The following is a 15,174-nucleotide window of genomic DNA, read 5'->3' on the forward strand; positions in this document are numbered from 1 at the left end:
TCTGACTCCAAAAGGAATGAGATATCCATGCGTTATAAATTGTTAACTGCTGCTGCACTATCACTCGCATTAATGTCTACGGGCTGTTCAATGATGGAACGTCTTGTCTATCACCCTGACATTAACCAAGGTAATTACCTCACAGCGAAAGATGTTGCCAAGATCCAAAAAGGAATGACACAGCAACAGGTCGCTTACACTTTGGGCACACCAATGTTATCCGACCCGTTTGGTACTCAGACTTGGTATTATGTTTTCCGCCAAGAGCTCGGGCATGACCCAGTTCAGCAAGAGACTTTAACTCTAATTTTTGATCGCAATGGTATTTTAACTGATATCAAAAATGAGAAAAACCTTGCAGCCCAAGAGTCAATGGAAGCCGCTGAAACTAAAGCATCCGAGACCAAGTCAGCTGACTAATCATATAGTTAGGGCTTTATGAAACTATCTACCTGTATCATTAACTACATATTTGAACAGGTAGTTATTTTGAATGAACATTGTTATACCACTCTTATTTCCAAAGCAATTTGAAGATATTAAGTCTACATAACAAAAAAACCGAGCTATCGCTCGGTTCATCAAAATCATATTAGCTCTATCAACTATTTTTTGTTTCTTTAGATTTTTCAGCGCGCTTTCGACGTAATTCTTTCGGGTCTGCAATTAAAGGCCGGTAAATTTCAATCCGATCACCATCTTGCACTTTATCTGTCAACTTTGCAGGGCGGCTATAAATACCCACTTTATTTTTCTTTAAATCGATATCATCACGCAACGCAAGAATTCCAGAGGCAATTATTGCATCCTCAATTGTTGTACCATCAGCAACCTTCACTGATAACAAAAATTGTTTTTCCGGCAATGCATAGGTTACTTCGATACTAAGCTCAGACACTGTAAACATCCTTAGCTCTTAAAGTAAAGGCTTGAACCATGTTGTTCGCCAATTCCTTAAAAATTTTACCGAATGCTAACTCTATTAATTTATTAGTAAATTCAAAATCAAGATGAAATTCGATTTTGCATGCATCAGCACTTAAAGGAATAAATTTCCACCCTCCAGATAACTTGCTAAATGGCCCTTCGACCAACTGCATGTGAATACACTTGTTATCCTCAAGTACATTTTTAGTAATAAAGGTTTTGCTGATCCCCGCTTTTGACACTTCAACTGAAGCTGTCATTTCATCAGAACTGTGGCTAATAATTCGGCTACCTACACACCCAGGCAAAAAACTTGGGTATGAAATAACGTCATTGACGAGTTTATACATTTGTTCTGCGCTGAAAGGGACTAACGCAGAGCGACTAATCTGTGGCATATCAATTCCTATCCCCAAAAACTGAGCATATAATACCATCATTGACTGGTTAAACAAAAAACAAAACCCATACAGGGCAAGATTTGCACAATCAGAAAAATATCAGCTTAGAAAGATTTCTTTCAACTCAGCTTACAGTATAATGATTGCACTATGACAAAGAAAAAACCATATAAACCCGGTTCAGCAACAATTGCTATGAACAAGCGTGCTCGCCACGAATATTCTATCGAAGAGGAGTTCGAGGCGGGTTTGTCCCTACAAGGTTGGGAAGTTAAATCACTACGCGCTGGCAAAGCCAATATTGGTGATAGCTACGTGCTTTTACGTGACGGTGAAGCCTACTTATTTGGTGCAAACTTTACACCACTTACTGTTGCATCATCCCATGTAGTGTGTGATCCAACCCGTAGCCGAAAACTACTTCTGAATCAACGTGAATTAGACACACTTTACGGCAAAGTTAATCGTGAAGGGTATACCGTTATTGCACTTTCCCTCTATTGGAAAAATGCATGGTGTAAAGTCAAAATTGGTGTTGCAAGGGGTAAAAAAGCCCATGATAAACGTTCTGATATCAAAGATCGTGAATGGCAACTCGATAAAGCACGTATAATGAAACATTCTAATCGCTAAGTTCTAGCTTTATAGGATAATTTTCTGTTATACTGTGCTCAACAACTTGGGGCTGATTCTGGATTCGACGGGATTTGCGAAACCCAAGGTGCATGCCGAGGGGCGGTTGGCCTCGTAAAAAGCCGCAAAAAAATAGTCGCAAACGACGAAAACTACGCACTAGCAGCTTAATAACCTGCTTAGAGCCCTCTCTCCCTAGCCTCCGCTCTTAGGACGGGGATCAAGAGAGGTCAAACCCAAAAGAGATCGCGTGAATGCCTTGCCTGGGGTTGCAGCGTTAAACTTAATCAGGATAGTTTGTTAGTGGCGTGTCTGTCCGCAGCTGGCAAATGAATTTAAAGACTAGACTAAGCATGTAGTACCGAGGATGTAGAAATTTCGGACGCGGGTTCAACTCCCGCCAGCTCCACCACTATCTAACGGCCTGATTCTTAACAAGTTTCAGGTCGTTTTTCTTTCTATCATGTCGAAATTGTGCCGCAGGAATGTACCGCATGACGACATTAAAACTCCCCCACTACCTTTACCAACGTGCTAATACGTGGTGGTTTCGTAAAACCATCCCGACCACAAACACCCGCTATGACATCCGTTTAAGCCTCAAAACTAAGCAACTGCATGCAGCTCGATCATTAGCCTTAATCCTCAATAGTCAATATAATCACTGGCAAGTCCAATATTCAGGAAGCCCGAAAATGACCAAGGAACACATTGCCTTTTTTCAGCAGCAACTCAAGTTATTAGTCAACAGATGGTGGCAGCGTGAAATGGATGATTTTCATGGCAACCTTGATAAGGGCATCGATGAACTCAATGATTTACAGCACGTCTCTACAGGGCTTATCGAGTTTCATCACAAACGGATTATTAAGAAAGAGTATCGGGATAATGCCAAAAACCAGAGAATAGCCGCCACCTTATTAGATGAAATCCAAGGGCAACAATTGGATGTCACCTCTAATTTAACCGAACAAGACTATCAACAACTGGCTCTTATGGTTGACCAAGCCTCTTTGCAGCACTATCAACGACTCAATACGTATTTATCAAACCCAACACCTGACTGGTTAACTGCCCCACAGCCTTTGAGGTTGAATCAATCATTAATGATAAGCCACGTTACCCCCTATCTAAACTGATTAGCGAATATAAAGAAGAAAATCAGGAAAAAAAACACAGCCAAAAGACCAAAACCAAGTATGCTCACGCCCTCTCCTTAGCGATTAGCTACTTTGGTGATGTGCTTGTTGATACGATTACACCCGAGCAAGGTAGACACTTCCGAGAGTGCTTGAAGACTCTCCCGAGCGGCGTTACAGCAAAGGAGATGCAGGCTCAACCACTAAGTGAAATCATAAAAAAATACCCCAATGTTCCAACCATATCTGTAAAAACGGCGAATTCACACCTGCAAAAAGTATCCCTGTTTTTTGATTGGACAGTGAAATTAGGGTATTTAGCCCGCAATCCTATCCCTCAAGAACCGCTTCCGGCTCCACGCGTTAACCATAAAGACGATAGAGCCGTCATCACTGACGAGGAAGCCATACAAGTTTTTCAGCATCCCCTGTTTACGATGCATAAAGGCGTCAAAACCAAGAAGATACAACAGCCTTACCACTTTTGGTTACCGCTATTGTGTTTATTTACCGGCATGCGTCCCGGTGAAGCTTGCCAGTTGTTCATTAATGACATTGAAAAGGTAAATGACATTTGGTGTATTCGTGTGGATAACCGATATGAAAAGCAGCGGTTGAAAACACCGAATGCCAAACGCTACATCCCTATCCATCAACAACTTATTGACTTAGGCTTCTTGGTATTTGTGAACGATAAAGCAGGCACACACCGTGAAGATACACGTCTGTTCCCTGAAATTACGCTCATTCAGGACTCTTTTGCCACCAAGCCCGGTGAATGGTTCAACCGTAATTTACGAGACCGTCAATCGCTCCCTGAGCACGTCACACTCTATAGTTTTCGTCATTACTTTAGAGATAAGCTGCTCGCACTGCACCCGTCTGATGAATATTTGAATAAGATTATGGGGCATCAAACCAGTTCTTACGGTAAAGCCTTACCAAAGGAACAACAAGCCATGCATGAACTCGTAAACAAAGTTGATTTTTCTGCCATTATTGCTCAGGTAAAGCCTTATGAAACATTCGATATCTTCCACTGAAACAAAGTCACAAGCTGACAATTCTTTATGCTTTATAATTTCGCTGTTACCACATAACAAAATAAGGCGTTACAGATGGAATGGGGGCAATAACTGATGCGACAAGGCTATTTAAGATATCGACCCAATTTCCGTGATGGCAAAATAAAGATTAGAGACCTCTATCAGTATGTTGAACCCGATAGACAACGCCCGCAACAGTGGATTGATAGACTTCGAGAACAGGCGGCTAAGGCTCCAGACGAGGTTAAACAGCTATGTCGCCCTGAAATTTTCGACAGTTTAACGTCAGATGATACCGTAACAGCCGAAGAAGCCTTGGTATTGCTCACATATAATTCTAAAAGTGGTCGATATCAGAAGGCGATAGAAAAGATAGAAGAGCATACGCAAACATGCCTTCCAGTCAAAGCGTATCGCTCTAAGTTCGAAGATGCGTTTTATGCTCAGCTAACGGAAATTCTACATGAAATTTATCCTAATGAAGGTACGTGTACGATTACGCCTCAAAAAACCATAGGGCGATACCGTACCGATATCCATATTAAGCTAGTAACTGATAAACTTTATGAGTATGTCATTGAATTTGATGAAGCTGCTCACGAAAAGAAAGCATACTATCAACATAATGACCCCATAAGAGACCGCTGGTTTAAGAAATATCATCCTGAAATGACTTACTTTCGGGTCAAACATAGCGAATCTGGCATTTGGCTAAATGCGGTAAGGCAAACACAAGAAATTTGCAGCCTATCAACCTTCTATGCAAAATGCATTCGCCATGCAGTAGAATCACGTTCGACATCAAGGTTAAAAATTACCCGTGAATCTTCAAAAAGAGCCTACAAGATCAATCATAACCCATACGCTTTCTTGCTCCTGCATCCAAAGCAGTATATGAAGGAGATCAAAGGCATTCTTAATCGGCTGCAAATTGAATATTCAGGGGAAAGAAGTATCAACATAAGCCAGTCAACCTTAAACCGTCGATGTCGTAGCTAAATGTTGCAAGAAGATCGCCGCCACGATGCGGCTTTCTTCAAAATTCTACGTTTCAACACACTTACAACTGAAACATATACCCTATATAGTCAACTCCCTCCCTATCTATCTATATACTCATTTTCCCGATCTTAAGTATATGCTTTCCTTCGATTTGGTTGATACCATCAAAGTATTCACTAAGATCCCCTCTAGCCCAAAATTGCACAGCCATAAGCATTCCCAACGCAAGAAACCGTGAAGCTCTCAACAAAATCAACCAGTAAAGGTACAAGGAAAGTACATTCACACTACTAAGGTTAAATTATGTACGATTCAACTAATCAGGGGTCATGGAGGCTACAAATGGTTTGGGCTTTACTACTTCAAGCATTAAAACAAGCAGCGATAACCTTTCTTACCGCAACCTTTCGAGCGTTTACGGATTACTGTTCAACTAACGCAAATACCTAACACTTTCCCCCTACCACTGTTCATGCATCAAGTGCATGAATCTAGATAAACAGCAAAATGCAGCTCAAAGTCCTGCCTCAGGGCTAGTTCGACATATTTGGTCTGTCGTACAGCTTAGCATGGTCTATTGGGTCGAATGGAGAACAACAATGGCAATTATCGGATACGCCAGAGTATCAACCCGTGGTCAAAGCCTTGACGCTCAGCTCAACGCTTTACAGGACTGCGAGAAGGTTTTTAAAGAAATCATCAGCGGTGCGAAAGATGACCGCCCAGAACTCACAGCAATGCTGGAATACGTGCGTGATGGTGACACGGTCAAAGTTACCAAGTTAGACCGTCTAGCACGCAACACAAAGCATCTGCTGGAGATCTCCGAGTATTTGGATGCTAAACATGTCCGACTACAGATAATGAACCTAGGGATCGATACAGGAACGCCTACGGGCAAACTTATGCTAACCATGATTGGTGCAATTGCAACCTTCGAACGTGAAATAATGCTTGAGCGTCAAGCCGAAGGTATCGCACTGGCTAAACTAAAGGGGAGATACAAGGGGCGGAAGCCCACTGCCAGAGAAAAAACCGATGAAATTATCGAGCTGCTTGAGCAAGGGTTAACTAAACCCGCCATATCCCGCCAGCTAGGCGTTGGGATTACAAGCATTTACCGCATCATCAGGACAAATCGCCCTGATTTACTGGAAAGTAAGCGATGAAGAAAATCATATTCTGTCTAGTTTTGCTCTATAGCGCTTACGGGCTGGCACTTCCAGCCCCAATTAGCATGTGGTTGCAATGTGAAAACGGCATTCATGCAACATTAGATAAAGACATGCTGCTTTCAATTGAGGGAATTTATAAGTTACCACTCATAAAAACCGAGAATGATAAACACGACCGAACAACGCTTGTATTCGCTGATAGTCAAGTATCCGCCAAGGTACTGATAATTCATACTATCCCTGCATTCTTCATAAGTGATAGCAATGTATGGGTGCCATGTAAGGCAAGAAAATATCAATAGGGGTCAACTAAATGAACAAAGCATCAAAACTATGGGTAATCATTACCTGCTTAGCTGCTATCGGCTCAATATTCTATATCCAACAAATAATAGGGGTTCATAGCTTCGACCCTTATTACTCCAATAGTAACGCGACATTTGCCAGAATCTCACTGTTCATTACTTCACTGTGTATTTCAGCATGTTTCAGTCAGGCATTTGCTGATAATATCGAGTCAACAACAGGGAAATTCCAAGGAGTATTATACATTATCGTTGGTGTCGCTATCTCTCTGTATTACATGTTCAAAATCAATGACACACTACTCTATATCCTAGTGATTGCTACTCCGATCTGCATTAGTATTGGCGTTAAAACGCTAACTAAAGGTAAAAAGCCACATAACAAATCTACAATGCTATTTCTGTTAATTATCATGTTATTAGCTGCAACCCCATTTGTGACCATGAACTTGTTTGATATTGAAAGGCATTCACGCTATAGGGACTATTTAATCTACCATGGAGCAACGGGCATCTATGTCATAATTGCTTCAATCATTGGCTCTATTAGTATGATTTACCTTACAGAAAAGCATAAAGACAAAGAAAGGCTGTTTGACCCAGAAGAGTTCATATCAACACTAACAAAGCTGACCTCACTAAGAAATGCTGACATGTTGAGTGAAGAAGAATTTAACCATCAGAAAGGCAAGTTAATCAAAAGCATTACTGGCAAGAACATAAATGATGATCACCTGACATTTCTTGCTGAAATAGCTAAGCTAAAACAGCAAAATATGTTAACTAATGAAGAAATAGCCAATATCAAAGCTACGGTGATGAATTAATAACTAACAACGTGCAGCTTACTATCTATTTTCCCTCACGATGAGTTCAGTTCCTTAAGTGGGAGTTAAACTCATATCCAATAACTTCTTTACACATCAAAAACGATATAGATCACACTTTCAAAATATTACTTAAGTTGATGCTAACTTGACCTTGAAACTAACAATATTCCCCCAATTAAACCATATACACTCATCATAAATTCAAGGTTTAATTATGTCCACATGTCAAAAACCTCATCGCTATAACAACCTATTTGCAGCACTTCCTGAAGATCAAAGCCATCCATTCAGACATAGGTGTGCTGGCTGTGCTTATGAATTAGGTTATGACGCAGGTATTAAGAATGGTGACCCAAGCGCATCTGATGCAATAGATTCAATATTGGAAAGCCAAGCGGGTCAAGTTCGCCATAGAAGCCCGAAAGTTGCCTATTATCAAGGTTACACTGACGGATTGAATGAGTATTACAAACAAAATCCTGATAGTTAACTAAATTACAAAAAGGAATTGAATATGATTATGTACGCCTCTGACTTTGAAGAAATACCTAGTGCATTGAAAAATAACGTAGAACTAAGAAACCATATCATCTCATTAATTAAAACAAAGAATATTGTAGGAAAAGTGACAGAAGGATCAGGACGGTTAGATAAATTTAGAGTAATACTGACTAATTTAGTTAATGGTCAATCAACTTTAGCGGATGCTATTGCAACTACTGAGTCAGAGCTTGAACGCTATACATCTAATTATCCTGATAATAATAGAGTTTTTGCAAAAGGCTGGGCGGAACGCCTAGTGAGAACACAATTAAGCCGATTTTATAATCAATCCATTATGGAAATGGAATTAAGTAAAGGAAGAACAGAATGCTATGTTCCGCCATCAAGGAATGAGGATGCTTCATCAAATTGCTCACAAATTCTTGCTGGAAAATCACACGATATTAGTCACTTACTAAATTTACTCGTTTCTTCTTATGAAAATGGTGTATGGGGGGATAACACTCCTAAAATTCCTGACCACCCGCATTGTACTCATGTTGTAAAACCTATTAGTTGATTTTTCTTTATTCTGTGCCACACTATTGTGACATTAACTTCATCGACATAGATAGAAGAATCAAATAGTTACATTGGGGAGGAGCTTCAAGCCAGCTCCACCAAATTATCTTCTAAGGACGTCCAAAGAAGACTGAAAAGCCCGCTAACTCAATGAGTTGCGGGCTTTTTTATATCCTGCGCTGTCCTATTTTATCCCACCCAAGCTAATTCCTTTAGGCCCATTGATAGGCCCAACGAAAAGAACTAACATCTTTGTTGGGCCTAAACGCATGGAGATTTTTCATGGCAAGAAAAACTAAGCCATTAACCGATACCGAAATCAAAGCAGCTAAACCGCAGGACAAGGACTATCAGCTGTATGATGGTGATGGACTCACACTGCTAATCAAATCTAGCGGAAGCAAGTTATGGCAATTCCGTTACTACCGCCCTTATACAAAACAAAGGACTAAACAAAGCTTTGGGGCTTACCCTGCTGTCACACTTTCAGATGCTAGAAAACTTAGAGCAGAGTCTCGCTCATTACTGGCAAAAGATATTGATCCTCAAGAATACCAAAAAGATCAAATAAGGAACTCTCAAGAGGCCAAAACCAATACCTTTCAACTTGTCGCTGAACGTTGGTGGGAAGTGAAGAAGTCCACTGTAACAGAAGACTATGGTAACGATATTTGGCGTTCACTTGAACGAGATGTGTTTCCCACTATAGGTGATATCAGCGTTACCGATATCAAAGCCCATATATTGGTTCAAGCAATACAACCGGTTCAAGCTAGAGGTGCATTAGAAACCGTTCGTCGCCTTTGCCAGCGAATCAACGAAGTGATGATCTATGCTCAAAACACTGGCTTAATTGATGCCGTTCCAAGTATCAACATTGGTAAAGCTTTTGAAAAGCCCAAGAAAAAGAATATGCCAAGTATTCGCCCTGAGCAATTACCGCAACTCATGCAAACAATGCGTACAGCTAATATTATATTGCCTACCAGATGTTTGTTTATGTGGCAGCTACTTACCATTTCCCGCCCTGCCGAAGCCGCTGAAGCCCGTTGGGACGAAATCAACTTTGAAACCAAGGAATGGAAGATCCCCGCTGCTAGAATGAAAATGAACCGTGAGCACACTGTTCCGTTATCTGACGCTGCTTTAGCTATTTTAGAGCTAATGAAACCATTAAGTGGTAATCGTGAGTTTATCTTTCCTAGCCGAATCAAGCCTACCCAACCGATGAATAGCCAAACCGTCAATGCAGCATTAAAACGCGCTGGATTCGGTGGTGTCTTGGTTTCTCATGGTCTACGCTCAATTGCCAGTACCGCACTCAATGAACAAGGTTTCCCACCCGATGTTATCGAAGCCGCCCTCGCCCACGTTGATAAAAACGAAGTGAGACGTGCCTATAACCGCAGTGATTACTTAGAGCAAAGACGCCCAATGATGCAATGGTGGGCTGATTTTATTGAAGAAGCTGACAAGGGAAGTATTATAGAAGGCGGGATAAGGGGAATATCGCTAGTTGGGTAGTTTATGTGTATCGGCTCAAATTTGGGCAGGCACTATTGACGCATAGCTATAGCTATGCGTCAATAGTAAGTCATAGTCTTAAATAAATGTTATGAGCTTATGCCGAAGTCTGATAAATGAATCTGATTTCATTGAAAAAACTCTTGGATAGAAAATGAGATAGAGCTTACTCTTAAAAATTTACTAAACAGTAAGTCAAATATTTTGAGCAAAACCCCACTTCTGTACCAGAACCCATATAAGACTCAAAACTAAATCAGTAGTGAAATAAAATAGTACAGATAAATCAGCATAGTTGGCACAGACAGCAAGATGACCTTACTAGCTAAGCTATAATCATAGTGAGTTTAATTCATCTTTAACTAAGCAGACCTCCATCTAGTATATTTATTGCTCCAATAGCTGAATACATTTCAGATTGCAGTAATGTATCCCAGATATCTAAACAGATATTAAGAGCCTCTTTATCTTGGTCTTCTGTGGCTTCATCATATAATTTTTGTAGAACGGCAAGTAGACTTGACTCTTGAACATCCATTCTTAGTGGTTGATCATTTACACTGTAATTGCCCGTGATATTTTTTACTAATCGTAAAATAGGGTCGCTTAAGTTAGATAAATTTTTGGGATATTTTTCTAATGAATCAAATAGTTGATATAACGAATGCTTAACAGACTTTGATGTAACAAAAAGATTAAATAATTTATCTGCGTTAGGTTTGAGCCAATAGCTTTCATGTCCAACACATACTCCTATTTCTCTTAGTATTTCATCATTATCATCATTGATTAATAATTGATAGGCACACTCTATTCTATCGATCTTATCATTGTATTTATCTTCTCGAAGAAACTGACAAACGACAGATGCATATCCTTGTTTTAGAATATTATCACCTTGAAATATCGTGTTAAGTTGTTCCTCAAATAGATCATTAAAAAACCAGCGAGCATATATTTGTATAGCGGCTTGTTTCTTTACTTCATCATAGGATGAGTTTAGCATTGATAGCACTAAATCTATATATTGTGATTGATGCTTTCCTTCAAAACCTTGATTAAAGAAATGATAAGCACCATGCCCACATGTCATACGTAGATCTTGGTAACACAGCTCAATAAATTTTTCATGGGCGTAATGATTATGATAATTTAGTAATGGAATTAAAAGAAAAATAGCAGCGATTTTTACTGAAGGATGTTCATCATTAATTGCACAATCGACTAGTTCAAGATTGTCTAATGCAAATATTTCGTTGTTCCAAAAAATATCAGCAATCCCTCGGTAAGCAATACCTCGAACGCAATTAATTGTTGTGCTAAGCAATGAGTTAGCATCAGCGAGATCCGTCATTTTTCCTTTTTTAGGATCCCAAACAGTTAATTGATCAGTTTCAGGATTAGTTGAATATTTTGCGAGATTTACTAGTATATCAATAATCTGTCTAGACCAACTAACAGATCTACTGCTTAATAATCTAACCAGAGAATACTCGCAATCTTTATTATTGAAATGAAGAATCACTTTCTCTATTAATTCTATAGGACAAGTTTCCTTAGATTCTTTATCACTATCGTTTACTTGTTTATTATTTGCCTCGGCTAGGCCATAAAAAAAAGCATCAATATACTCTTTATGAATGGTTTGAGGTAATGAAAGCGCAAATTGAGCAAAACGAACAGGTTCATTTATCACACTCGACTGTAAATCACGAGCAAACGACCTAATATTGGCTTGAGAAGCAACATCATCACTGACTTGAGTTAACTTATGAGGCGAAAATCTAAACTCCGGTGTTAATATTAGCTTGCGCCATGTTTTATTGGAAAGTTTATTGCCGTCAGGTAACGGCGAAATAATGTGTCCTCCTGTATAATTATCAATAAGGCAAAAATCAGCCTCAGTATATGAGCTAAATTTTCGCAAAAGTATTGACATTAAATTTTTTGATTCACTCAATATGCGTTGACAATCTAATGTTGGTAATAGAAAATATTGCAACTCCCCCCAATAACTATAATACACTCCTCTTCTTCTATCTTCTAATCGCCACTTTATCTGCTCGATTTTTTTTGTAGAAGGAAAAAAATAAATTGTTTTTTCTAGTTGAATAAATAACTCATTAGAACAATGAGGGGAAAATTTAGTTATGAGTTTTCCTGGTAAAACCCAGACAGGTTCAATATATTCATTGCCACAGGCTAAACGGATTGTCGGAGAAGCCAATAGCCAACTTATGACCAAATCTGCATATTGGTTTGGTAAATTCAATAACAGTGTCGCAACCAAATGTGTTATGACAGCATTTGATTTTTCCATATAAGGTGTCATAAGATCTAGCAATGTGTCAGGGCGAGCCTCTAACTGTTGCCCTGCCGCCACAATAAGTGTAAAGAGTCCATTTCGAATACTACTTACATCATGATAATTGATATGCCTAGATCGATCAAACCATTGATTAATGGCATATTCATTCTGTTTTGAACTAAAAACACTATCTATATATTTAAGAAAACGGTCAATCGTTTGTGTTGGTGCTACTACTGCCAACCTTTTAACCTCTTTAAGATCATCATCAGTCCAACCGTCACGATGAGTTATCTTATTAATATTTTTTATATTAGAGGAGTATGGATATTCACAGATAACGTTTCTATAATGTTCCAATATTAATTCAATGAAAAAGAGTGCACGTAATGGATGTGTTTTGCTCAATGACTTCCAATCAATATAACTTGCTGTACAACCTAAATTAAGTAATCTCTTCCGAAGTTCAAAGATATCATCCGTATCATCTTTAATGTCCCATGGTAATGCAGAGTATACCCTTTGATTCCACTGCTCCGATTGCCCAACGAAGGCCGATAGCTCTTTGGTAATTAATTTGGGCTCAATTGTGGCTATAGAACGGAGTAAATTGATAGTAAGGTTAATTAAATTATCATCGTTACTATGTAGCCATTTTAAAATATTCTGGTTTTCACTAAGGTGGCGAATAATAGCAATATTTGAATAGCAACTTATCGTGAGGAACTTTCTAAAAAGCAGAGGGGCTGTGATGATTTTATCAATAAGTAATTTTGCGGGTTTTTTGATACTGTTAATTTCTTTAATTGAGTTTAAGACTAAATATTTTAGATGGAACCTAATATTATCATTGAATAAGATGACTTCAACACAGTGACAAAATGCAGCTTGCCCCGAGTCTAATAGCATATTTAAAGCATATTTGAGGTGCTCTCTTTTTGTTAGCGTTTGTTCCTCATAAGAACCAATTACTGCCAAGAGACCTTCTGGTGATTCACTTCCAGCTTTAAAAAATTTGGCACCTACTTGATAATCGAATAAAGCTTGATGTCGAAAGCTAATTCTTTGATTTTGCTTGCTGAGTAACCCAATAGAAATTAGTGCCTCAACCTGTTTTTTCGTTCCTGTTGATAGTACATTTTCAGAAATTGATAATTGTGATTGATGAATCATCAATGTTACAACTTCGTCAATAAGAAATGTCGCTTCTTGTTCTGTTATTCCACACTGATTGATTTGATTTAGCCTATCCTCCCAAAAATTTTTGACTAGCTCTAATTTATTATTAAATTGAGGGGCAGTTTGAGTACGCTGAGCAATAGATAAGTAAATACCCAACCATAAAGGGATTTTAAGTATCTCTTTTTTTTCTTCCGCTAAATAAGCATAAGTTTCATAAGGTGAAACTAACGGGGTTATTGTGTTTTCATCTAAAAGAGTTAATTCGATATCTAAACGATCGTTGTTAATACTTTCTAACCAACTGGATAAGGCAATATCTTCATTTAAGTCAAAATTTCTCGATGCTAAAACAATACTTATATCTTTTCCTTCTTTTCTTGCGTTAATAACTTGATTAACGACTTCTCGGCAGATATTTAACGCATTATTTGAGTGTGATGCAGTCCATCTTATGGCATCGAGTTGATCAAGAATAAACACTATTTTTTGTTGTGATGTAAACTTATTTAAGCTATGAACAGGAGAATAAGGAAACCCTAAAGATTTTCCAAACTCATTTATGTTATGTTCAGGGCGTCTTCTATCTAATCTCACAGGAACCGAAATGATATTGTTAGCTTTTAAATGGTTATGCAATTCCAAAAGTAAAGCACTTTTTCCTCTTCCTGCTTCTGCCTTAATTAAGGTTACTGCATTGTATTCAATTGAGTTAGTAATAGAATTTAATTCATTTCTCGGAATTAATGTGTTGCAAATAAGGAAAGGTTTGATTGATTCTTCAAACTCGGTAGAAAGAATATCAAGCACAGTTGAAATTCTATGATCCTCGGGTGCAATCTTTTGTTCAAAACCACTCGTTTTTAAATCTGCTAATAACTCAGATAAGGTTATTTTCTTCCTTAGTTTGTTAAACTCGACTGGATAATTTTTAAGAAAACTGAGTAGCTTTACTGGATTATCTAAAAATAACATAGAAGCTTTATCTTCAAGCTCATATTGAGTATAACGATTAATGATATAAGGGGTAATCTTGAATTTTTGAAGAAAATGAATGGCTCTGTTTATATCCGAAGGAATATTTACATCCAATTTCAAATAACTACAAATGGCATTAAAGTCTTTTTCACGTTCTTGGCTAACTTTAATTTGGTACTTCATAAAATCATCTGGAATCATGTTGCTATTAAGCGCACTATCACTGAGATCACTCATTTTTTTACTGGGTAGGGGGGAGATAAGATGAAACTCGGTGATTCCACGTTCAATTTGAAATAGGGCATTGTTAAAAACATTGGATTCATTGAGTTGAGATAAGGTCCAATGTTCGTTATTACCTACGCCAGCTTTACATTGATGATGCTCTGTTTGATTTTGAAGCGTACCAATTATTACATCAACACCAACTTCGTCAGCTCCAATAGGTTCGATCGTAATCCAATGAATTTTTTCTTCAAGTAGGCGAAGCAGTTGGTAGGCCACCCAGTTAGCTTCATATCTATTGCCAAATTTTTCGGCATAACCCCCTGCTTCCAAAGCCATCTTATGTTCCCTGAAATATTATTAATGATATATGTGATTAGTTTAATCTTAAGACAAAAATTATCAATGGCTTGTATGGAACTCTCTTCAATTGTCAA

General features: G+C 38.4%; 15 protein-coding genes and 1 other RNA gene. 13 read left to right on the forward strand and 3 right to left on the reverse strand.

Annotated elements, in window-relative coordinates:
* The first annotated feature begins 27 nt into the window (after nt 1-27).
* Nucleotides 28-420: an outer membrane protein assembly factor BamE gene (bamE, locus tag RB151_RS14285; RefSeq protein ID WP_042844747.1), complete on the forward strand. Its 393-nt coding sequence runs from the start codon at nt 28-30 to the stop codon at nt 418-420.
* Between the two features lie 181 nt (nt 421-601).
* Here the strand turns inward: bamE and RB151_RS14290 are convergent, their stop codons facing one another.
* Complete coding sequence (locus tag RB151_RS14290; RefSeq protein WP_208292020.1) at nt 602-907, reverse strand: RnfH family protein; 306 nt, start codon at nt 905-907, stop codon at nt 602-604.
* The gene (locus RB151_RS14295; RefSeq protein WP_197679461.1) at nt 891-1,325 is read right to left on the reverse strand and encodes a type II toxin-antitoxin system RatA family toxin; all 435 of its coding nucleotides are present in this window, start codon (nt 1,323-1,325) and stop codon (nt 891-893) included. The genes RB151_RS14290 and RB151_RS14295 overlap by 17 nt, the downstream gene beginning before the upstream one ends.
* Nucleotides 1,326-1,478: 153 nt before the next feature.
* On the opposite strand from RB151_RS14295, the gene smpB reads away from it, so the two are divergent.
* The 12 genes from smpB to RB151_RS14350 all read left to right on the forward strand — a co-directional run bounded on the left by smpB (nt 1,479) and on the right by RB151_RS14350 (nt 10,047).
* Entirely contained in the window at nt 1,479-1,961 is a 483-nt protein-coding gene (gene smpB, locus RB151_RS14300) for an SsrA-binding protein SmpB (protein WP_042844751.1), read from the forward strand.
* A gap of 48 nt (nt 1,962-2,009) precedes the next feature.
* Nucleotides 2,010-2,373, forward strand: a transfer-messenger RNA (tmRNA) gene (gene ssrA / locus RB151_RS14305).
* Between the two features lie 82 nt (nt 2,374-2,455).
* Nucleotides 2,456-3,100, forward strand: a complete 645-nt coding sequence (locus RB151_RS14310; RefSeq protein WP_071548225.1) for a hypothetical protein — start codon at nt 2,456-2,458, stop codon at nt 3,098-3,100.
* 152 nt (nt 3,101-3,252) lie between these two features.
* Nucleotides 3,253-4,143: a site-specific integrase gene (locus tag RB151_RS14315; RefSeq protein ID WP_145927304.1), complete on the forward strand. Its 891-nt coding sequence runs from the start codon at nt 3,253-3,255 to the stop codon at nt 4,141-4,143.
* Between the two features lie 96 nt (nt 4,144-4,239).
* Nucleotides 4,240-5,145 (forward strand): hypothetical protein, encoded by a 906-nt coding sequence (locus RB151_RS14320; RefSeq protein ID WP_071548227.1) that lies wholly within the window; start codon nt 4,240-4,242, stop codon nt 5,143-5,145.
* 306 nt (nt 5,146-5,451) lie between these two features.
* A complete protein-coding gene (locus tag RB151_RS23345) occupies nt 5,452-5,598 on the forward strand; it encodes a hypothetical protein (protein ID WP_158516028.1) in 147 nt (48 codons plus the stop codon).
* 149 nt (nt 5,599-5,747) lie between these two features.
* Nucleotides 5,748-6,317, forward strand: a complete 570-nt coding sequence (locus RB151_RS14325; protein WP_071548856.1) for a recombinase family protein — start codon at nt 5,748-5,750, stop codon at nt 6,315-6,317.
* Complete coding sequence (locus RB151_RS24355; protein WP_071548228.1) at nt 6,314-6,625, forward strand: hypothetical protein; 312 nt, start codon at nt 6,314-6,316, stop codon at nt 6,623-6,625. Before RB151_RS14325 ends, RB151_RS24355 begins: the two co-directional genes overlap by 4 nt.
* Nucleotides 6,626-6,636: 11 nt before the next feature.
* Nucleotides 6,637-7,455 (forward strand): hypothetical protein, encoded by an 819-nt coding sequence (locus tag RB151_RS14335; protein ID WP_071548229.1) that lies wholly within the window; start codon nt 6,637-6,639, stop codon nt 7,453-7,455.
* Nucleotides 7,456-7,672: 217 nt separating this feature from the next.
* Entirely contained in the window at nt 7,673-7,948 is a 276-nt protein-coding gene (locus RB151_RS14340; RefSeq protein WP_036895421.1) for a hypothetical protein, read from the forward strand.
* A gap of 24 nt (nt 7,949-7,972) precedes the next feature.
* Nucleotides 7,973-8,521, forward strand: coding sequence for a hypothetical protein (locus RB151_RS14345; protein WP_071548230.1), 549 nt, complete (start codon nt 7,973-7,975; stop codon nt 8,519-8,521).
* A 284-nt stretch (nt 8,522-8,805) separates the two neighbouring features.
* Nucleotides 8,806-10,047, forward strand: a complete 1,242-nt coding sequence (locus RB151_RS14350) for an integrase (protein WP_071548231.1) — start codon at nt 8,806-8,808, stop codon at nt 10,045-10,047.
* A gap of 358 nt (nt 10,048-10,405) precedes the next feature.
* Here the strand turns inward: RB151_RS14350 and RB151_RS14355 are convergent, their stop codons facing one another.
* Nucleotides 10,406-15,076, reverse strand: a complete 4,671-nt coding sequence (locus RB151_RS14355; protein ID WP_071548232.1) for a hypothetical protein — start codon at nt 15,074-15,076, stop codon at nt 10,406-10,408.
* Nucleotides 15,077-15,174 lie beyond the last annotated feature (98 nt).

The sequence above is a fragment of the Providencia rettgeri genome (assembly GCF_001874625.1).
GTDB lineage: Bacteria > Pseudomonadota > Gammaproteobacteria > Enterobacterales > Enterobacteriaceae > Providencia > Providencia huashanensis.

Coding starts and splice junctions, on each gene's coding strand:
- RB151_RS14345 (WP_071548230.1), top strand. CDS start 7,973: ATGATTATGTACGCCTCTGACTTTGAAGAAATACCTAGTGCATTGAAA.
- RB151_RS14320 (WP_071548227.1), top strand. CDS start 4,240: ATGCGACAAGGCTATTTAAGATATCGACCCAATTTCCGTGATGGCAAA.
- RB151_RS14350 (WP_071548231.1), top strand. CDS start 8,806: ATGGCAAGAAAAACTAAGCCATTAACCGATACCGAAATCAAAGCAGCT.
- RB151_RS23345 (WP_158516028.1), top strand. CDS start 5,452: ATGTACGATTCAACTAATCAGGGGTCATGGAGGCTACAAATGGTTTGG.
- RB151_RS14325 (WP_071548856.1), top strand. CDS start 5,748: ATGGCAATTATCGGATACGCCAGAGTATCAACCCGTGGTCAAAGCCTT.
- RB151_RS14335 (WP_071548229.1), top strand. CDS start 6,637: ATGAACAAAGCATCAAAACTATGGGTAATCATTACCTGCTTAGCTGCT.
- smpB (WP_042844751.1), top strand. CDS start 1,479: ATGACAAAGAAAAAACCATATAAACCCGGTTCAGCAACAATTGCTATG.
- bamE (WP_042844747.1), top strand. CDS start 28: ATGCGTTATAAATTGTTAACTGCTGCTGCACTATCACTCGCATTAATG.
- RB151_RS14355 (WP_071548232.1), bottom strand. CDS start 15,076: ATGGCTTTGGAAGCAGGGGGTTATGCCGAAAAATTTGGCAATAGATAT.
- RB151_RS14295 (WP_197679461.1), bottom strand. CDS start 1,325: ATGCCACAGATTAGTCGCTCTGCGTTAGTCCCTTTCAGCGCAGAACAA.
- RB151_RS14310 (WP_071548225.1), top strand. CDS start 2,456: ATGACGACATTAAAACTCCCCCACTACCTTTACCAACGTGCTAATACG.
- RB151_RS14290 (WP_208292020.1), bottom strand. CDS start 907: ATGTTTACAGTGTCTGAGCTTAGTATCGAAGTAACCTATGCATTGCCG.
- RB151_RS24355 (WP_071548228.1), top strand. CDS start 6,314: ATGAAGAAAATCATATTCTGTCTAGTTTTGCTCTATAGCGCTTACGGG.
- RB151_RS14340 (WP_036895421.1), top strand. CDS start 7,673: ATGTCCACATGTCAAAAACCTCATCGCTATAACAACCTATTTGCAGCA.